The following is an 18,432-nucleotide window of genomic DNA, read 5'->3' as shown; positions in this document are numbered from 1 at the left end:
CGCGGCGAAGCAGGGGCTCAAGCGCTGCATCCAGGCGCTCACCGACGTCTCGTACGACGACCGCCCGCCGGGCCCAAGAACCCGGCCCCCGCACGGCACCGCCCGACCGCAAACGCATTCGCCACCCCTTGCTTCCCCGACCACCGCGACGTCCGCCCGCCACGATTCGGTCCCGCGAGTACCCGCCGCCAGGGTCCAACGACACGTCCGGCGCCGGGATACCCCACCATCACGTGAACGTCCGTCGCGAGCGGGGTGGCCGGTTCGGTGCGGGCCCGAGACGCCACCGAGACCTCTCGGGGAGCCTGCCGGGCCCGGGGCCTGCGAGGACGGGCGGGAACACCGCCCGGCCGTCGATCGTTGAACCGGCACGATCACCCCGCCGGTCCGCGCCCGGCGCGGTGGCGCGTCCTCGGCCGGCGGAAGCTATCCTGGCGGATCAGGCCGGTCGGCGCGTCGCCGCCAGCGCGGGACCGGAACGCACACTCGGGAAGGTGAAGGCCACCAGGGCCGAAGCTGCATGGACCGCAAGCGCCTGCTCCGCAACCCCTTGATCTGGATCCTCGTCGTGGTCCTGGTCTATTTCGCGTTCTCCGTGCTCTTCGACGACACCCGCGGCTACACGCAGGTCCCGACCTCGACGGCGCTGCAGCAGATCGACGCCCGGAACGTGGCCGACGCCACGATCGAGGACAAGGAGCAGCGGCTCCGCCTCGACCTGACCAACCCGGTCGACGGCAGCACGAAGATCATCACGCAGTACCCGGCGGCGTCGTCGAACGCGGTGTTCACGAAGCTGCAGGACGCCGGGGTCGCGAACTACAACACGATCGTGCGGCAGGACTCGTTCCTGACCACGATGCTGATCTACCTGATCCCGCTAGGCCTCGTGCTCCTCGTCCTGTTCTGGATGATGAACAACGCCCAGGGCGGCGGGAACCGGGTCATGTCCTTCGGCAAGTCGAAGGCCAAGCAGCTGTCCAAGGACATGCCCAAGACCACCTTCTCCGACGTCGCCGGCGCGGACGAGGCGGTCGAGGAGCTCTACGAGATCAAGGACTTCCTGCAGAACCCGGGCCGCTACCAGGCGCTCGGCGCGAAGATCCCGAAGGGCGTGCTGCTCTACGGGCCGCCCGGCACCGGCAAGACGCTGCTGGCCCGCGCGGTCGCGGGCGAGGCGGGCGTGCCGTTCTACACGATCTCCGGCTCGGACTTCGTCGAGATGTTCGTCGGTGTCGGCGCCTCCCGCGTCCGGGACCTGTTCGAGCAGGCCAAGCAGAACTCGCCCTGCATCATCTTCGTCGACGAGATCGACGCGGTCGGCCGCCAGCGCGGCGCGGGCCTCGGCGGCGGACACGACGAGCGCGAGCAGACCCTGAACCAGCTCCTCGTCGAGATGGACGGGTTCGACGCCCGCGGCGGCATCATCCTCATCGCGGCCACCAACCGGCCGGACATCCTCGACCCGGCGCTGCTGCGCCCGGGGCGCTTCGACCGGCAGATCCCGGTCGGCGCGCCGGACCTCGCGGGCCGCAAGGCGATCCTGTCCGTGCACTCGAAGGGCAAGCCCTTCGCCAACGACGTGGACTTCGACTCGCTGGCCAAGCGCACCGTCGGGATGTCGGGTGCGGACCTGGCGAACGTGATCAACGAGGCCGCGCTGCTCACCGCGCGCGAGAACGGCTCGCTGATCGACGGGGCCGCGCTCGAGGAGTCCGTCGACCGCGTCGTCGGTGGTCCGCGGCGCAAGGGAAAGATCATCTCCGAGCAGGAGAAGAAGATCACCGCCTACCACGAGGGCGGGCACGCGCTGGCCGCGTGGGCGATGCCGGACCTCGAGCCGGTCTACAAGCTCACGATCCTGCCGCGCGGCCGCACCGGTGGGCACGCGCTCGTCGTCCCCGAGGACGACAAGGGCCTGATGACGCGCTCCGAGATGATCGCCCGGCTGGTCTTCGCGATGGGCGGGCGCTCGGCCGAGGAGCTCGTGTTCCACGAGCCGACCACCGGCGCGTCGTCGGACATCGACCAGGCCACCAAGATCGCCCGCGCGATGGTGACCGAGTACGGCATGAGCGCCCGGCTCGGCGCGGTCCGCTACGGCCGCGAGCAGGGCGACCCGTTCCTCGGCCGCTCGATGGGCAACCAGGCGGACTACTCGCTCGAGGTCGCCCACGAGATCGACGAGGAGGTGCGCAAGCTCATCGAGGCCGCGCACACCGAGGCGTGGGAGATCCTCAACACCTACCGGGACGTCCTGGACAACCTGGTCGTCGAGCTCCTGGACAAGGAGACGCTGACGCGCCGGGACCTGGAGCGGATCTTCGGCGACGTCGAGAAGCGGCCGCGGATCACCGCGTTCAACGACTTCGGCGAGCGCACCCCGTCGGACAAGCCGCCGATCAAGACGCGCGCCGAGCTGGCCCGCGAGCGCGGCGAGATCTGGCCCCCGGAGACCGAGCGCGAGCCCGCTCCCGTCGGTTCGTACCCGGGCGGCGGTCACACCGTCCCGTCGCCGGGTCCGAACGGCGGCCCGGGCCCGCTGCCCAGCCCTGGCCCCAACGGCGGCGGCTATCCGGGCGGGTTCCCGGCCGAACCGGCGCACGGGGCGCCGCAGGGCAACGGCGGGCACGCCCAGGGCAACGGCGCGGTCCACGGGGCCGGCAACGGCCACGGCCACGTCCCGCAGGTGGCCGGCGGCAACCAGGACCGACAGCCGCCCTACGCGGTCGCGCCGAACTACGGCGCCCCGCCGGACTGGCGCCCCGCGACCACCCCGGCCGGGCAGACCTGGCCGCCGCCGAACTGGGCCCCCCACCAGGGTGACCGGACGGCGCAGGGCCAGGCGCCGGGTTACGGTCGTGAGCAGGGGCAGGGTCAGCAGGCCTCCCCGGAGCAGCCGACGCAGCAGTTCGGGCAGGAGCCGCCCGCGCAGCGTCCGGCCGCGGAGGGTCCGGACGCGCCGGGCCCACAGGGCCCCGACGCAGGGAGCAGGAACTGAGCACCGGAACCACCGACGGCGAGGCGCCGGCCTACACGGCGGCGGAGCGGCGGGCCGCGGCGGGCGTCGACCACGCACGCGCCGAGGCCGCGATCCGCGAGCTGCTGATCGCGCTCGGGGAGGACCCCGACCGCGAGGGCCTGCGGGACACCCCCGGCCGCGTCGCGCGCGCCTACGAGGAGATCTTCGCCGGGCTGTACGTCGACCCGGCGACGGTCCTGGAGCGGACGTTCGACGAGGGCCACGGCGAGCTCGTCCTCGTCAAGGACATCCCGCTGTACAGCACCTGCGAGCACCACCTCGTGCCCTTCCACGGGGTGGCGCACGTCGGGTACATCCCGTCGGTCGAGGGCCGGGTCACGGGGCTGTCGAAGATCGCCCGCGTGGTCGACCTCTACGCGAAGCGGCCGCAGGTCCAGGAGCGGCTGACCGGGCAGGTCGCCGACGCGCTGGTCCGCAAGCTGGACCCGCGCGGCGTGATCGTGGTGATCGACGCCGAGCACCTGTGCATGGCGATGCGCGGCATCCGCAAGCCGGGCTCGCGCACGACCACCTCCGCCGTCCGAGGGCTCTTCCAGACCTCCCCGTCCTCGCGCGCGGAGGCGCTGTCGCTGATCCGGGGCACGTGATGGCCGGCGGGCTGGCGGGGCACGTCCCGCATCCCGGCCGCTGCGTCGTGATGGGCATCCTCAACGTCACCCCGGACTCGTTCTCCGACGGCGGGCGCTACCTCGACCGGGAGCACGCCGTCGCCCACGGGGTCGCCATGCGCGACGCCGGGGCCGACCTCGTCGACGTCGGCGGGGAGTCCACCCGGCCCGGCGCGGGCCGGGTCGACGCCCCGACCGAGCGGGACCGGGTGGTCCCGGTCATCCGCGACCTGGTCGCCGAGGGCGTCCGGGTCAGCGTCGACACCACCCGCGCGTCCGTGGCCGAGGCCGCGGTCGAGGCCGGTGCGGTCGTGGTCAACGACGTGTCCGGCGGACTGGCCGATCCGCGGATGGCCGCCGCGGTCGCGTCGCTGCGCGTGCCGTGGATCCTCATGCACTGGCGCGGGCACAGCGACCGGATGCAGGAGCTGGCGTCCTACGAGGACGTGATCGGCGAGGTGCGCCAGGAGCTCGTGGCCCGGGCGGACGCGGCGGTCATGGCCGGAGTGGACCCGGACCGGCTGATCCTCGACCCCGGGCTGGGCTTCGCGAAGACGGCCGCGCACAACTGGGCACTGCTGCGCCGGCTGGACGTGCTGGTCGCGCTGGGCTTCCCGGTGCTGGTCGGGGCTTCGCGCAAGCGGTTCCTCGGGCAGCTGCTGGCCGACGCCGAGGGCAAGCTGCGCCCGCCCGCCGGCCGGGACGGCGCCACTGCCGCGATCAGTGCGCTCGCCGCGCACGTGGGGGCGTGGGGCGTCCGGGTGCACGACGTGGAGTCCACGATGGACGCCGTGGCCGTCAGCACGGCGTACCGGCTGGGCGCCTCGCGCGCCCGCACCGGGCCGTGGCTGGGGGAGCCGCCGGCATGAGCGGGCCGGCCACGGATCGCATCGAGCTGCGCGGGCTGCGCGTGCGCGGGCACCACGGGGTGTTCGACCACGAGAAGCGGGACGGGCAGGACTTCGTCGTCGACGTCGTGCTGTGGCTGGACCTGCGGGAGGCCGCCGCGACGGACGACCTCACGAAGACGGTGCACTACGGCGAGCTGGCCGAGCGGGCCGCGGCGATCGTCGCGGGCGAGCCGCGGGACCTCATCGAGACGGTGTCCGCGGAGATCGCCGACGCGGTCATGGAGGATGACCGCGTGCAGGCCGTCGAGGTCACCCTGCACAAGCCGAACGCCCCCATCCCGCTGGACTTCGCCGACGTCGCGGTGGTCGCCCGCCGCTCCCGGCAGGACGACGAGCGGGGTCGGGTGATCCCGGCGTGAGTCCCGTGGCGGCGATCGGCGAACGGCGCTTTCGCTCATACCTGGTGAGCGACGGGGCCGCTCGCTCCGGCGTGGGGGCGTCGTGAGCCGCGCGGTGCTGTCGCTGGGGTCCAACCTCGGCGACCGGTTCGCCTATCTGCGCGGGGCCGTCGCCGGGTTCGGCGCGGCGGTGGTGGCCGCGTCGCCGGTCTACGAGACGGCGCCGTGGGGCGGCGTCGAGCAGCCGGACTACCTCAACGCGGTCCTGATCGTCGCGGACCCGGCCGTGGACCACTGGGGCTGGCTGCGCCGCGGGCAGGAGCTGGAGAAGGCCGCCGAGCGGGTCCGCGAGGTCCGGTGGGGCCCGCGCACGCTCGACGTCGACGTCGTCACCGTCGACGGGGTGACCAGCGACGATCCCGAGCTGCTGCTCCCGCACCCGGGCACGCCGGAGCGCGCGACGGTGCTGATCCCGTGGCTCGACGTCGAGCCCGAGGCCGTGCTGCCGGGGCACGGGCGCGTCGCCGACCTGCTCGCCGCGCTGCCCGCGGGCGAGGCGGACACGGTGCGGCCGCGGCCGGACCTGGTCCTGCGGTGAAGCCGCTCCGGCATCGCGACCTGCTCGTCGCCTTCCTGGGCGCCGGGATCGTGGCGCACCTTGTCGTCAGCCTGACCTACGGCACGCTGCCGTCCTTCCCCGCGCCCGCCGGGGTCACGCTCGGTGTGCTCGGGCTCGCCGAGGCCGCCGCCGGGTGGATCCTCAAGGGTCGCGTGGAGCGCCGGTCGGGCAGCAAGCCCGTCGAGCCGCTGGTGGCGGCCCGGGCCGTGCTGGTGGCGCAGGCGTCGGCCGTCGGGGGCGCGCTCGTCGGCGGGCTGTGGGCCGGGCTCCTGGCCTACGTGCTGCCGCGGGCCTCCACGGTCACGGCGGCGTCGTCGGACACCACGGCGGCGGTCGTCGGGCTGCTGTGCGCGCTCGTGCTGGTCGGCGGGGCGCTCTGGCTGGAACGGTGCTGCCGCACGCCGGACGACCCGGACGAGCAACGTCGCGACGGCGGTTCCGGGGACGGGGCGGCCACCCGGTAGGGCGCCGGTGACGGCCGGTGGATGTCGGTGGCGGAAAGTAGGCTCGCCGCCATGGCCTTCCCCGTGCCGACCGGACACCCGCCCGCGGAGCCGACCACGCGGCACACCCACGCCGCGCGGCGCAAGGGCGTGCTGCTGCCGGTCGTCGGCCTGGTGGCGCTGGGCGTCTGCGGGCTCGTGGTGCTGGGCCTGGTCGGCAACTCGGTCGGTCCGGGCGGGGTGCTGGTCGGGGCGCTGTGCGCGCTGCTGCCGGTCGGCCCCGTCGTCGCGACGTTCCTGTGGATCGACCGCTGGGAGCCCGAGCCGCCGCGGATGCTGCTGATCGCGTTCCTCTGGGGAGCGTGCTTCGCGGCTCTGTCCGCGCTGATCATCAACTCCAGCGCGGCCCTGGCGGTCGACGCCCTGCTCGGCCGCGGCAGCGGGGATGTGCTGGGTTCGGTCGTGATCGCCCCGTTCGTCGAGGAGGCGCTCAAGGGGCTCTTCCTGGTCGGGCTGCTGATCTGGCGGCGCCGGGAGTTCGACGGCATCGTCGACGGGATCGTCTACGCGGGCCTGGTCGCCGCGGGCTTCGCCTTCACCGAGAACATCCTCTACATCGGCCGGGCCTTCGCGGAGGACGCGATGGCCGGGCAGAGCGGCGGGGTGCTCGCCGTGCTGCTGCTGCGCGGGGTGTTCTCGCCCTTCGCGCACCCGCTGTTCACCTCGATGATCGGGATCGGGGCGGGCATCGCCGCGGCCAGCCGCAGCACGGCGGTGCGGGTGCTCGCGGTGCTCGCCGGCTACCTCGTCGCGGTGCTGCTGCACGCGATGTGGAACGGCGCCGCGTCGGTCCTGGGTGGGACCGGGTTCGTGCAGGTCTACGTCGTGATCATGGTGCCGCTGTTCATCGGGCTGGCGGTCGTGGTGATCTGGCAGCGGCGGCGCGAGGCGAGGACGGTCGCGGAGCAGCTGCCGTCGTTCGCGCAGGCGGGCTGGATCGCCTGGAGCGAGGTGCCGCTGCTCGGCAACCTGGCGCAGCGGCGGGGCTGGCGCCGGGCCGTCAAGCAGCGGTCGGGGCCGCACGCCGCCCGCGCGGTCGCCGACTACCAGGCCGCGGTCACCGAGCTCGCCTTCCTGCGCTCGCGCATCGCCCGCGGCGCGGTCCGGGACAGCGCCGAGGAGCTGGAGCACGAGCGGCTGCGCGCCCTCGCCAAGGCCCGCGCCCGGGCCCTCGGCATGCCGGACGCGCTGACCGCCGCCTGGGGCAACCAGCACCCGCCGGGCTGGACCCCGCCGCCCGCCCCCGCTCCCGGCTGGGCCCCGGTCCCGCAGGGGTACGGCCCGGGCCACGCGACCCCCGGCTACGGCCCGCCGTCGCAGGGCTACGCCACCCCGGGCTACGGCCCGCCGTCGCAGGGCTACGCCACCCCGGGCTACGGCCCGCCGTCGCAGGGCTACGAGCCGCCCGGCCAGGGCCAGGGTCCCCCACCGACCTACGGCGCTCCCGGCCTGCCCCCGCGCGGCCAGCAGCCGCCCCCCGGCCCCCCGCCGGGCTGGGGCCCGCCGCCCCGGCGCTGACGAGCGCAGGCTCCTCTCTCGCCGACTCGGCGGTCGGAGCGGTAGGCGCGGTCGGAGCCGCGGTCCGGCGTCGAGGACGTGCCACCGACGCACACCCGTTCCTGCCGGATCGCACACCCGGCAGGTCGGTCGCACACCCGGTCGACCGGGTGTGGGAGGGGCTTTTCGGGTGTGCCGGCCTCCGGCGCGGGTCGCAGGATCGCCGCGCTGCTTCTCCGCCCCTTCCCGGCCTTCGATCACCACCGCATGACGCCGCCGTGACCGGTGTGTGAGCCGCCCGGCCGGTGAAGCCCGTCACGCGCTCTCCCCCGGACGGTCCACACCCGCCTACCCTCGTGCCCGTCGTCGCCGATCGATGTCGACCACAACGTCCGGTACCCCTGGTGGACTGGAACGGAGCAGGAGCGCGTGATGAGTGCTGGCCGGCCCGCCCGGCTGGCCGTCGGAGTGGTCTCCGCCGGCCGTGTCGGGGCCGTTCTGGGTGCCGCGTGGGACGCGGTGGGACACCGGGTCGTGGCGACCTCGGGGGTCTCCCGGGCGTCCGTGCACCGCGCCGAGACCCTCCTGCCCGACGCCCCGCTGCTCGCTCCGGACGAGGTGATCCGCGCGGCGGACCTCGCCCTCCTCGCCGTCCCGGACGACGTCCTGCCCGGCCTGGTCCGCGGCCTCGCCGCCGCCGGCGCCTTCCGTCCCGGCCAGATCGTGGTCCACACCGCCGGAGCGCACGGCGTCGACGTGCTGGACCCGGCCGTCGAGCACGGGATCCTGCCGCTCGCCCTGCACCCGGTCATGACCTTCACCGGCCGGCCCGAGGACGTCCAGCGCCTCACCGGCTGCTGCGTCGCGGTGACCGCGCGGGCGGACGACGAGGCCGCCTGGAACGTGGGCGAGGCGCTGGTCCTGGAGCTCGGCGCCGAGCCGGTCCGGGTCCCCGAGCAGGTCCGGCCGCTGTACCACGCCGCCCTCGCCCACGGCGCGAACCACCTGGTCACGCTCGTGCGGGACTGCGCCGACCTGCTCGACAAGGCCGGGATCAGACCTGCCGAGCGACTGATCGGCCCCCTCCTCTCGGCCGCGCTGGACAACGCGCTGCGCCACGGCGACCGCGCGTTGACCGGACCGGTCGCCCGCGGCGACGTCGGCACCGTCCGCACCCACCTCCGCGAGCTCGACCGCGTCGATCCCGAGCTCGCCGACACCTACCGCACCCTCGCCCGTCGCACCGCGCACCGCGCGGCGGAGGGCGGGTTGCTGCCCGACCACGCGGCCGACGAGGTCCGCGCCGCCCTCGACGACTCTGAGGAGCACCGGTGACCGCACCCGCCCGCACCCGCAACGGCTACGCCCGCGGCCGGCTGACCGTGCACGACGACCCGGGCAAGCTGACCCCCGTCACCCGCGCGCTGCGGGCGGCCGGGCGCAAGGTCGTGCTCGTGCCGACGATGGGCGCGCTGCACGAGGGCCACCGCGAGCTGATCCGGCACGCCCGGGCGGTGCCCGGCAACGTGGTCCCGGTCGTCAGCATCTTCGTGAACCCGCTGCAGTTCGGGCCGAACGAGGACCTGGAGCGCTACCCGCGGCCCCTCGAGCGGGACCTCGACGCGTGCCGCGAGGAGGGCGTCGAGCTCGTCTTCACGCCGTCGGTCGACCACATGTACCCGCCGGGTTCGGACACCCGGATCGTCGCCGGGGCGCTCGGCTCCGACCTCGAGGGCGGGCCGCGGCAGGGGCACTTCGACGGGGTGCTGACGGTGGTCGCGAAGCTCTTCCACATCGTCGGGCCGGACGTCGCACTGTTCGGCGAGAAGGACTACCAGCAGCTCACGCTGGTCAAGAAGATGGTGCGGGACCTGGACTTCCCGTTGTCCGTGGTGGGTGTGCCGACGGTCCGCGAGCCGGACGGGCTGGCCCTGTCCTCGCGCAACGTCTACCTCTCCGCCGACGAGCGCACCCGCGCCGTCATGCTGTCCCGCGCGCTGCGCGAGGGCGCCGCCGTCTCGGCCCACGGGCCCGCGGCGGTCCTCGAGCGGGCCCGCGCGGTCCTCGACTCCGAATCGGCGCTGCAGGTCGAGTACCTGGAGCTGCGCGACGCCGACACCCTCGGCGAGCCGGTCGACGGCGGCCGCGCCCGGCTGCTCGTCGCCGCCCGGATCGGCACCACCCGCCTGATCGACAACGTCGCCGTTCAACTCTGAGGAGCTCCCCGTGCTGCGCACCATGATGACCTCGAAGATCCACCGCGCCACGGTGACCCAGGCCGACCTGCACTACGTCGGCTCGGTGACCGTCGACCGCGACCTCATGGAGGCCGCTGACCTGCTGGAGGGCGAGCAGGTCGCGATCGTCGACATCACCAACGGCGCCCGGCTCGAGACCTACGTGATCCCCGGGGAGCGGGGCAGCGGCGTCATCGGCATCAACGGCGCCGCCGCGCACCTCGTGCACCCCGGCGACCTCGTCATCCTGATCGCCTACGGCCAGCTCGACGAGGCCGAGCTGCTCACCTACTCGCCGCGCGTGGTGTTCGTCGACGAGCACAACCGGATCGTCGAGCAGGGCTCGGACCCGGCGCACGCCCCCGAGGGCTCAGGGCTGCTGTCCGGCTCCCGCTGATGCTGCTCTGCGTCGACATCGGCAACACCCAGATCGCGCTGGGTGTGTACGAGGGCGAGCTCCTCGTCCGGGACTGGCGGATGCGGACCGACCCGCGGATCACGGCCGACGAGCTGGAGGTCGCGGTCGGCGCGATGCTCGGCGAGTACGCCCCGCGGGTCGACGGCGTGGCCGCGCTGTCCACCGTCCCGTCGCTGCTGCGCGAGCTGCGGCTGATGCTGGAGCGGCGGGCGGTGCGGATGCCGACCGTCGTCGTCGGCCCGGGGGTACGGACGGGCGTGCCGCTGCTGGTCGACAACCCGCGCGAGGTCGGCGCGGACCGGGTGGTGAACACGCTCGCCGCGCACCACCGGCACGCGACCGCGTGCATCGTCGTCGACTTCGGGACATCGACGAACATCGACGTCGTGTCGGCCAAGGGCGAGTTCCTCGGCGGCGCGCTCGCCCCCGGCATCGAGATCTCGATGGACGCGCTCGCCCACCGTGCCGCCGCGCTGCGCACCGTGGAGTTCGTGCCGCCCCGCTCGGTCATCGGCAAGAACACCGTGGAGTGCCTGCAGTCCGGCGTGCTCTACGGCTTCGCCGGCCAGGTCGACGGCCTGGTGCGCCGGATCATCAGTGAGCTCGGCCCGGGTGCGGGCCCGGTGACGGTGCTCGGCACCGGCGGCCTCGCGCCGCTGATGAAGGGCATCTCGGACACCATCACCGAGTACGCCCCGGACCTCACCCTGGAGGGCCTGCGCCTCACGTACGAGCGCAACGTCCGCACGGGTGCGGCCCCCGGCGGCGTGCAGGAGCCGCGGGCGGACACCGCGCGGACGGCGCGCGGTACCGCCGTCTAGCCTTACCCGGCGTGACCGACGAGCCGCGCACCCCCGCCGACGACCTGCCCGAGCAGATGCAGGTGCGCGCGAAGAAGCGCGCGGAGATGCTGGAGGCGGGCGTCGACCCGTACCCCGTCCTCGTGCCGCGCACCCACACGCTGCGCGCCGTCCGCGAAGCGCACCCCGACCTGCCGGCGGACAGCGGGACCGGCGAGGTCGTGACCGTCGTCGGGCGCATCATGTTCCTCCGCAACACCGGCAAGCTCTGCTTCGCCCAGCTCACCGAGGGCGACGGCACGGAGCTGCAGGCCATGCTGAGCCTCGCGAAGGTGGGGGCGGACGAGCTGGCTCGCTGGAAGGCCCAGGTCGACCTGGGCGACCACGTGGCCGTCACGGGTGAGGTCATCACCTCCCGTCGCGGCGAGCTGTCGGTCATGGCGGACTCGTGGGCGATGGTCGCCAAGTCGATCCGCCCGCTGCCCAACGCGCACAGCGACCTGTCCGAGGAGACCCGCGTCCGGCAGCGCTACGTCGACCTGATCATGCGCCCGCAGGCGCGCGAGATGGTCCGGGCGCGCTCCACGGTGCTGCGCACGCTGCGCCGGGAGTTCGAGGCCCGGGACTTCGTCGAGGTCGAGACGCCGATGCTGCAGCTGCTGCACGGCGGGGCCGCGGCGCGCCCGTTCGTCACGCACGCGAACGCCATCGACACGGATCTGTATCTGCGGATCGCCCCCGAGCTGTTCCTCAAGCGGGCGGTCGTCGGCGGGATCGAGCGCGTTTTCGAGCTCAACCGCGTCTTCCGCAACGAGGGCATCGACTCGACCCATTCGCCCGAGTTCGCGATGCTCGAGGCCTACCAGGCCTATGCCACGTACGACGACATGGCCGTTCTGACCCGCGAACTGATCCAGCAATGTGTACGCGCCGTGTTCGGTTCCACCGTCGTGCGTCACGCGGACGGGTCCGAACACGATCTGGGCGGCGAGTGGCGCTCGGTCACGCTGCACGATTCGGTCGCCACGGCCGTCGGTGAATCCGTGACGCCGGACACGTCGGCCGAGGAACTGCGGAAGATCGCGGCGACCCACGACGTGGCGCTGCAGGATTCGTGGGGCGCCGGCGAAATCGTGCTGGAGCTGTTCGAGAAGCTCGTCGAGCACACGCTGCAGGAACCGACCTTCGTCCGCGACTACCCGGTCGAGGTCCGCCCGCTGACCCGTCAGCACCGCGACGACCCGCGGCTCGCCGAGTCCTGGGACCTCATCGTGTTCGGGCACGAGCTGGCCACGGCCTACTCGGAGCTGGTCGACCCCGTCGAGCAGCGTGCGCGGCTGCACGCCCAGTCCCTGCTGGCGGCCAAGGGCGACCCCGAGGCGATGCAGCTCGACGAGGACTTCCTGAGGGCCATGGAGTACGGAATGCCGCCGACCGGCGGCATGGGAATGGGCATCGACCGCCTCCTCATGACGCTGACCGGCGTCGGAATCCGGGAGACGATCCTCTTCCCGCTGGTCCGCCGCGAGCTATAACGCGTGCCAGATTCTCGCGAGTTCGACCCCTGCTCGACACGCCTTCGGTAATCGAGTTATATTTCCCCGGCGGCGCGGCCGTGCATTCAGCAGGAACTATTCGAACCAGGAGGCTGCGGCGGTGGCGCAGATCCGCGAGATCAAGCTGATCGACGACCTCGACGGCGAGAACGCCGACGAGACCGTCGAGTTCGGCATCGACGGGAAGAGCTACGAGATCGACCTGTCGACGGCGAACGCGAGCAAGTTGCGGGACGCACTGGCGTCCTACGTGGGTGCGGCCCGGCGGGCCTCCGGGCGGCGCCGCGGCGGTGGCGGATCGTCGCCCGGCGGCACGAACCGGCGGCCGTCGATCGACCGCGAGCAGAACCAGGCCATCCGTGACTGGGCCCGCAAGCGCGGGATGAAGGTCTCCGACCGCGGCCGGATCCCGGCCGAGGTCCTGGAGGCCTACCACCAGGAGAACTGAGAACCCGTCGGCCCCGAAGCCGAGGCCCCTTCGGACGAGGGGGCGGACCGCCGATTCCCTTCGGAGCGGCGCACGTCGGAGGGCCGGCCGGGCGCGTCCCGGCCGGCCCTTCTGCTGGACGGAAGCAAGGGTTGCCTCACCTAGCCCCGGGCGTAGCGTGGGGCGAAAGACCCGCCGCTCCCGGAGGTACACCCGTGGCACGCCGCATGACCACCCTCGAGGTCGCCCGCACCGAGCGGATCGGCCCGCACATGGTGCGCGTCGTCGCCGCCGGGCCCGACCTCGCGTCGTTCCCCGACACCGAGTTCACCGACCGCTATGTGAAGATCCTGTTTCCGGTGCCGGGCGTCGACTACGCCGAGCCGCTCGACATGGAGGCCGTCCGGCGGGACCACCCGCGCGAGGAATGGCCGCGGGTGCGGACCTACACGGTGCGCGCGTTCGACCCCGCCGCGGGCGAGCTGACCATCGACTTCGTGCACCACGGCGACAGCGGCCTCGCCGGCCCGTGGGCCGCCTCGGCGCGCCCCGGCGACGTGCTGCGGCTGCTCGGCCCGGGCGGCGCCTACGCGCCCGACCCGGAGGCGGACTGGCACCTGCTCGTCGGCGACGAGGCGGCACTGCCCGCGATCGGCGCCGCGCTGGAGCGGATCCGGGCCGGCGTCCCGGTCCACGCGATCGTCCAGGTCGACGACGAGGCCGACCGCCAGGACCTCGTCTGCGCCGGTGACCTGCGGCTGCGCTGGTTGCACCGCGCCGGCGCCCCCGACGGTGGGGCAGGTGCCCTGCTGGACGCCGTCCGGGGTCTGGAGTTCCCGGCCGGCCGGGTGCACGCGTTCGTCCACGGCGAGGCGGCCGAGGTCCGCGAGGTCCGGCGGCACCTGCTGCGCGAGCGCGGCGTCGACCGGGACGCGCTGTCCGTCTCCGGCTACTGGCGGCGCGGCCGGGACGAGGAGGGCTTCCGCGTCTACAAGCAGGAGCAGGCGCGGCTGGAGGAGGCCGAGCAGGCCGGCTCGCCCGCCCCGGTCTGACGATCTTCGCAGGTCGGCGCCGCGCCTGACCGTTCGCGCAGGGCTGAACGCCCGTCGACGGGGAATGGACGCCGAGGTCACACCGTTGTGCCGGTGTCGGTGCGTACCGTGCGCGTTACGTGGGGCCGCGGCGGAGGCGCCGATCGGTCGGCGACCGATACAGTGGTATGGGGCGTCCGCGGCGCAGTGTCACAGGGATGCTGGACGCGTCGCACGTGTGGGCGCAGCAGGCAAGGAGTGCGAATGTTCGAAAGGTTCACCGACCGAGCAAGGCGTGTTGTCGTCCTGGCGCAGGAAGAGGCCAGGATGCTCAACCACAACTACATCGGCACCGAGCACATCCTCCTTGGCCTGATCCACGAGGGCGAGGGTGTGGCCGCGAAGGCGCTCGAGTCGCTCGGGATCGCCCTGGAGGGCGTCCGGCAGCAGGTCGAGGAGATCATCGGCCAGGGCCAGCAGGCGCCGTCGGGACACATCCCGTTCACGCCTCGGGCGAAGAAGGTGCTGGAGCTGTCGCTGCGCGAGGCGCTGCAGCTCGGGCACAACTACATCGGCACCGAGCACATCCTGCTCGGCCTGATCCGCGAGGGCGAGGGCGTCGCGGCGCAGGTCCTGGTCAAGCTGGGAGCCGACCTCAACCGCGTCCGCCAGCAGGTCCTCCAGCTGCTGTCCGGCTACCAGGGCAAGGAGCCCGCCGAGGCCTCCACCGGCCGCGGCGAGGGCACCCCGTCGTCCTCCCTCGTGCTCGACCAGTTCGGTCGCAACCTCACCCAGCAGGCCCGTGAGGGCAAGCTGGACCCGGTCATCGGCCGGGAGAAGGAGATCGAGCGGGTCATGCAGGTCCTCTCCCGGAGGACCAAGAACAACCCCGTCCTCATCGGCGAGCCCGGCGTCGGCAAGACGGCCGTCGTCGAGGGGCTGGCCCAGGGCATCGTCAAGGGCGAGGTCCCGGAGACGCTGAAGGACAAGCAGCTCTACACGCTCGACCTGGGCTCCCTGGTCGCCGGCTCCCGCTACCGCGGTGACTTCGAGGAGCGCCTCAAGAAGGTGCTCAAGGAGATCCGCACGCGCGGCGACATCATCCTGTTCATCGACGAGATCCACACCCTCGTGGGTGCGGGTGCCGCCGAGGGCGCGATCGACGCCGCGAGCATCCTCAAGCCGATGCTGGCCCGTGGCGAGCTGCAGACCATCGGCGCCACCACGCTCGACGAGTACCGCAAGTACGTCGAGAAGGACCCGGCCCTGGAGCGCCGCTTCCAGCCGATCCAGGTGGGCGAGCCGAGCGTCACGCACACCATCGAGATCCTCAAGGGCCTCCGCGACCGCTACGAGGCGCACCACCGGGTCACCATCACCGACCCGGCGCTCGTCGCCGCGGCCACGCTGGCCGACCGCTACATCTCCGACCGCTACCTGCCGGACAAGGCGATCGACCTGATCGACGAGGCCGGCGCCCGGATGCGCATTCGCCGGATGACCGCGCCGCCGGACCTGCGGGAGTTCGACGAGAAGATCGCGAACGTCCGCCGGGACAAGGAGTCCGCGATCGACGCGCAGGACTTCGAGCGCGCCGCACACCTGCGGGACTCGGAGAAGCAGCTGCTCGGGCAGAAGTCGGAGCGCGAGAAGCAGTGGAAGTCCGGTGACCTGGACGTCGTGGCCGAGGTCGACGACGAGCAGATCGCCGAGGTCCTCGCCAACTGGACCGGCATCCCCGTCTTCAAGCTGACCGAGGAGGAGACCTCCCGGCTGCTCAAGATGGAGGACGAGCTGCACAAGCGGATCATCGGCCAGGAGGAGGCGGTCAAGTCCGTCGCCCAGGCGATCCGCCGCACCCGGGCCGGCCTGAAGGACCCGAAGCGCCCGTCCGGCTCGTTCATCTTCGCCGGCCCGTCCGGTGTCGGTAAGACCGAGCTGTCCAAGGCACTGGCGAACTTCCTCTTCGGCGAGGACGACGCGCTCATCCAGATCGACATGGGCGAGTTCCACGACCGCTACACCGCCTCGCGGCTCTTCGGTGCACCTCCCGGGTACGTGGGCTACGAGGAGGGCGGCCAGCTCACCGAGAAGGTGCGCCGCAAGCCGTTCTCGGTCGTGCTGTTCGACGAGATCGAGAAGGCCCACCAGGAGATCTACAACACGCTCCTGCAGGTCCTCGAGGACGGCCGCCTCACGGACGGTCAGGGTCGCACCGTCGACTTCAAGAACACGGTGCTGATCTTCACCTCGAACCTGGGCACCCAGGACATCTCGAAGGCCGTCGGGCTCGGCTTCGCGCAGAGCAACGACGAGCAGTCGAACTACGAACGCATGAAGACGAAGGTCAACGACGAGCTGAAGAAGCACTTCCGCCCGGAGTTCCTGAACCGCATCGACGACATCATCGTCTTCCACCAGCTCACGAAGCCGCAGATCATCTCCATGGTCGACCTGATGATCACGCGGGTGGAGAAGGCCCTGGCCAACAAGGACATGGCGATCGAGCTCACCGACGCCGCCAAGGGCCTGCTGGCCCGTCGCGGGTTCGACCCGGTGCTGGGCGCCCGGCCGCTGCGCCGGACCATCCAGCGGGAGATCGAGGACCAGCTGTCCGAGAAGATCCTGTTCGGCGAGGTCGAGCCGGGGCAGATCGTGATCGTCGACGTCGAGGGCATCGACGAGAGCGTGCCCGAGGGCAACCCGGCGCACGACGACAAGGCGACGTTCACCTTCCGCGGTGAGCCCCGCCCGGCCGCGGGCGTCCCGGACGCCCCGCCGGTCGACATCGCCGCCGGTGGCGGCGAGGAGTAGGACCAGGCAGCACGACGGCGGCCCGCCTTCCCCGGGGAGGCGGGCCGCCGCCGTTCTCACGTCCGACCCCGCGAGTCGGCAGTTTCGACCCCGCGAGTCGGGAGTTCTGGCACCGCGAGTCGGCAGTTCCGGCACCGCGAGTCGGGAGTTCTGGCACCGCGAGTCGGCAGTTCCGGACATCGGCCCACCGGCACGTCCGGCCCGCCGTCGCTACCGTGGCGGCCATGAGCTCGGTCCGCGCCGTCCCGGAGACCGAGCTCATGTCGGGCGAGCTGCTCTCCGCCGACGATGCCTGGCACACCGTCCGCCGCTACGGCCTGCGCCACCTCCTCGTGACGGGCGTCGTGCGCTTCCGCTACGGCGACGGCTTCTCCCACGCCCGCGCCTTCGCGCTCCAGCTCGCGCTGGCGGCGGTGCCACTCGTGATCGCCGGGGCGGGGCTGGCGACCGCGCTCGGAGCGGAGTCCTTCTCGGAGGTGGTGGCCCGGACGGTCGTCGCGATCTCGCCCGGCACCAGCGACCAGCTCGTCGGGCAGGCCGTCGAAGGTGAGGTGGAGGGCGAGGAGCGCGGCGAGGTCGTCGTCGCGCTGGCGCTGGTCACGGCCTTCCTCGCCGCGACCTCGGCGTTCGCGCAGCTCGAGCGCGGCGCCAACCGGATCTACGGCACCGAGCGGGACAGGCCGGCGCTCCGCAAGTACGGCCGCGCCGCCCTGCTGACCGCGACGGCGGGCGTGGCGATGGCGGTCGGTCTCCTGCTCATCGTCGCGGGCGAGCCCTTCGGCGAGGCGATGGAGCAGGTCTACCGGTGGGGCGACGTCGCCGAGGAGATCTGGGACGTCCTGCGCTGGCCCGCAGGCCTCGCGGCCCTGATCGTGGCGGTGACCGCGCTGCTGCGCTTCGCCCCGCGCCGTCGTCAGCCGGGCCTGAGCTGGCTCGTCGTCGGCGGCACGGTCACCGTCCTCGCCTGGCTCGCGGGCTCGGCGCTGCTGGCCGGGTACGTGGTGCTCGGTGCGAACTTCGACGAGACCTACGGCCCGCTGACGGCGATCATGGCGTTGTTGCTCTGGGCGAACGTCAGCGGCATCGCCCTGCTGGCCGGCTTCGCGCTCGCCGCGCAGCTCGAGGCCGTGCGCGCGGGGCAGGGCGATCCTCGCCTGCCCGACACCGACGACGACGGCATCCCCGACCACCTCGACGAGGCCCCGGACTCCCCGGCCCGCTGAGTCGGCGTCGCGCCGGACACCGCCCGGGCGGTCACCCGACTTCGCCGACTCGATGGCCGAAACTGCCGACTCGCGCTACCGGAACTGCCGACTCGCGGTGCCAGAACTCCCGACTCGCGCTACCGAATCTGCCGACTCGCGCTACCGGAACTGCCGACTCGCGCTACCGGAACTGCCGGCTCGCGGGAGGGCAGAGCGCGACTCGCGGGGGCCCGGGGCCCGACTCGCGTCAGGGGCGGCGTTGGGGCGGGGGCCACTCCTGCGCCTGGGTACGCGGTTGGGGGCGGCGGCGGCCCGGAAGCGGCTCCTGCGGGGCCGCAGGCCGCTTCTGAGGGCCTGCAGACCGTCCCTGCCGGTCTGCGGGCCAGTCGCGGGGACGGGGGCCGGGAACGGTCCCCACGCGCGGC

16 protein-coding genes are annotated in these 18,432 nt (G+C 73.1%); all 16 read left to right on the top strand.

The window, feature by feature from the left end:
- The first annotated feature begins 520 nt into the window (after positions 1–520).
- The 16 genes from ftsH (at position 521) to AB0B41_RS38330 (ending at position 18,025) form a co-directional block, all read left to right on the top strand.
- Positions 521–3,001 carry an ATP-dependent zinc metalloprotease FtsH gene (ftsH, locus tag AB0B41_RS38405; protein WP_358211948.1) on the top strand — a complete coding sequence of 827 codons (2,481 nt, stop codon included), beginning with the start codon at positions 521–523 and terminating at the stop codon, positions 2,999–3,001.
- Positions 2,998–3,630: a GTP cyclohydrolase I FolE gene (folE, locus tag AB0B41_RS38400; RefSeq protein WP_081924092.1), complete on the top strand. Its 633-nt coding sequence runs from the start codon at positions 2,998–3,000 to the stop codon at positions 3,628–3,630. Before ftsH ends, folE begins: the two co-directional genes overlap by 4 nt.
- On the top strand, positions 3,630–4,520 hold the full coding sequence (gene folP / locus AB0B41_RS38395) for a dihydropteroate synthase (protein WP_358211947.1): 891 nt from the start codon (positions 3,630–3,632) through the stop codon (positions 4,518–4,520). The genes folE and folP overlap by 1 nt, the downstream gene beginning before the upstream one ends.
- Entirely contained in the window at positions 4,517–4,921 is a 405-nt protein-coding gene (gene folB / locus AB0B41_RS38390) for a dihydroneopterin aldolase (RefSeq protein ID WP_358211946.1), read from the top strand. Before folP ends, folB begins: the two co-directional genes overlap by 4 nt.
- Before the next feature lie 82 nt (positions 4,922–5,003).
- Positions 5,004–5,498: a 2-amino-4-hydroxy-6-hydroxymethyldihydropteridine diphosphokinase gene (gene folK / locus AB0B41_RS38385; RefSeq protein ID WP_358211945.1), complete on the top strand. Its 495-nt coding sequence runs from the start codon at positions 5,004–5,006 to the stop codon at positions 5,496–5,498.
- Complete coding sequence (locus AB0B41_RS38380; protein WP_358211944.1) at positions 5,495–5,983, top strand: DUF3180 domain-containing protein; 489 nt, start codon at positions 5,495–5,497, stop codon at positions 5,981–5,983. The genes folK and AB0B41_RS38380 overlap by 4 nt, the downstream gene beginning before the upstream one ends.
- Before the next feature lie 51 nt (positions 5,984–6,034).
- Positions 6,035–7,540: a PrsW family glutamic-type intramembrane protease gene (locus AB0B41_RS38375; RefSeq protein ID WP_358211943.1), complete on the top strand. Its 1,506-nt coding sequence runs from the start codon at positions 6,035–6,037 to the stop codon at positions 7,538–7,540.
- Between the two features lie 411 nt (positions 7,541–7,951).
- Positions 7,952–8,854 carry a DUF2520 domain-containing protein gene (locus tag AB0B41_RS38370; protein WP_358211942.1) on the top strand — a complete coding sequence of 301 codons (903 nt, stop codon included), beginning with the start codon at positions 7,952–7,954 and terminating at the stop codon, positions 8,852–8,854.
- The gene (gene panC / locus AB0B41_RS38365) at positions 8,851–9,735 is read left to right on the top strand and encodes a pantoate--beta-alanine ligase (protein WP_358211941.1); all 885 of its coding nucleotides are present in this window, start codon (positions 8,851–8,853) and stop codon (positions 9,733–9,735) included. Before AB0B41_RS38370 ends, panC begins: the two co-directional genes overlap by 4 nt.
- 10 nt (positions 9,736–9,745) lie before the next feature.
- Positions 9,746–10,153 carry an aspartate 1-decarboxylase gene (panD, locus tag AB0B41_RS38360; protein WP_232867809.1) on the top strand — a complete coding sequence of 136 codons (408 nt, stop codon included), beginning with the start codon at positions 9,746–9,748 and terminating at the stop codon, positions 10,151–10,153.
- On the top strand, positions 10,153–10,995 hold the full coding sequence (locus AB0B41_RS38355) for a type III pantothenate kinase (protein WP_358211940.1): 843 nt from the start codon (positions 10,153–10,155) through the stop codon (positions 10,993–10,995). The genes panD and AB0B41_RS38355 overlap by 1 nt, the downstream gene beginning before the upstream one ends.
- 56 nt (positions 10,996–11,051) lie before the next feature.
- A complete protein-coding gene (gene lysS / locus AB0B41_RS38350; RefSeq protein WP_358211950.1) occupies positions 11,052–12,509 on the top strand; it encodes a lysine--tRNA ligase in 1,458 nt (485 codons plus the stop codon).
- A gap of 121 nt (positions 12,510–12,630) precedes the next feature.
- The gene (locus AB0B41_RS38345) at positions 12,631–12,978 is read left to right on the top strand and encodes an Lsr2 family protein (RefSeq protein WP_358211939.1); all 348 of its coding nucleotides are present in this window, start codon (positions 12,631–12,633) and stop codon (positions 12,976–12,978) included.
- Positions 12,979–13,184: 206 nt separating this feature from the next.
- Positions 13,185–14,009: a siderophore-interacting protein gene (locus AB0B41_RS38340; protein ID WP_358211949.1), complete on the top strand. Its 825-nt coding sequence runs from the start codon at positions 13,185–13,187 to the stop codon at positions 14,007–14,009.
- A 243-nt stretch (positions 14,010–14,252) separates the two neighbouring features.
- Positions 14,253–16,802, top strand: a complete 2,550-nt coding sequence (locus AB0B41_RS38335) for an ATP-dependent Clp protease ATP-binding subunit (protein ID WP_358211938.1) — start codon at positions 14,253–14,255, stop codon at positions 16,800–16,802.
- Between the two features lie 224 nt (positions 16,803–17,026).
- Positions 17,027–18,025 (top strand): YihY/virulence factor BrkB family protein, encoded by a 999-nt coding sequence (locus AB0B41_RS38330; RefSeq protein WP_358211937.1) that lies wholly within the window; start codon positions 17,027–17,029, stop codon positions 18,023–18,025.
- Positions 18,026–18,432: the final 407 nt, after the last annotated feature.

This window comes from Pseudonocardia sp. NPDC049154 (genome assembly GCF_040648315.1).
GTDB lineage: Bacteria > Actinomycetota > Actinomycetes > Mycobacteriales > Pseudonocardiaceae > Pseudonocardia.
Note: the sequence above shows the minus strand (reverse complement) of the source record. Positions and strands in the feature narration are given on the sequence as shown.

Coding starts and splice junctions, on each gene's coding strand:
- ftsH (WP_358211948.1), top strand. CDS start 521: ATGGACCGCAAGCGCCTGCTCCGCAACCCCTTGATCTGGATCCTCGTC.
- folP (WP_358211947.1), top strand. CDS start 3,630: ATGGCCGGCGGGCTGGCGGGGCACGTCCCGCATCCCGGCCGCTGCGTC.
- folB (WP_358211946.1), top strand. CDS start 4,517: ATGAGCGGGCCGGCCACGGATCGCATCGAGCTGCGCGGGCTGCGCGTG.
- AB0B41_RS38375 (WP_358211943.1), top strand. CDS start 6,035: ATGGCCTTCCCCGTGCCGACCGGACACCCGCCCGCGGAGCCGACCACG.
- AB0B41_RS38370 (WP_358211942.1), top strand. CDS start 7,952: ATGAGTGCTGGCCGGCCCGCCCGGCTGGCCGTCGGAGTGGTCTCCGCC.
- AB0B41_RS38355 (WP_358211940.1), top strand. CDS start 10,153: ATGCTGCTCTGCGTCGACATCGGCAACACCCAGATCGCGCTGGGTGTG.
- lysS (WP_358211950.1), top strand. CDS start 11,052: ATGCAGGTGCGCGCGAAGAAGCGCGCGGAGATGCTGGAGGCGGGCGTC.
- AB0B41_RS38340 (WP_358211949.1), top strand. CDS start 13,185: ATGACCACCCTCGAGGTCGCCCGCACCGAGCGGATCGGCCCGCACATG.
- AB0B41_RS38335 (WP_358211938.1), top strand. CDS start 14,253: ATGTTCGAAAGGTTCACCGACCGAGCAAGGCGTGTTGTCGTCCTGGCG.
- AB0B41_RS38330 (WP_358211937.1), top strand. CDS start 17,027: ATGAGCTCGGTCCGCGCCGTCCCGGAGACCGAGCTCATGTCGGGCGAG.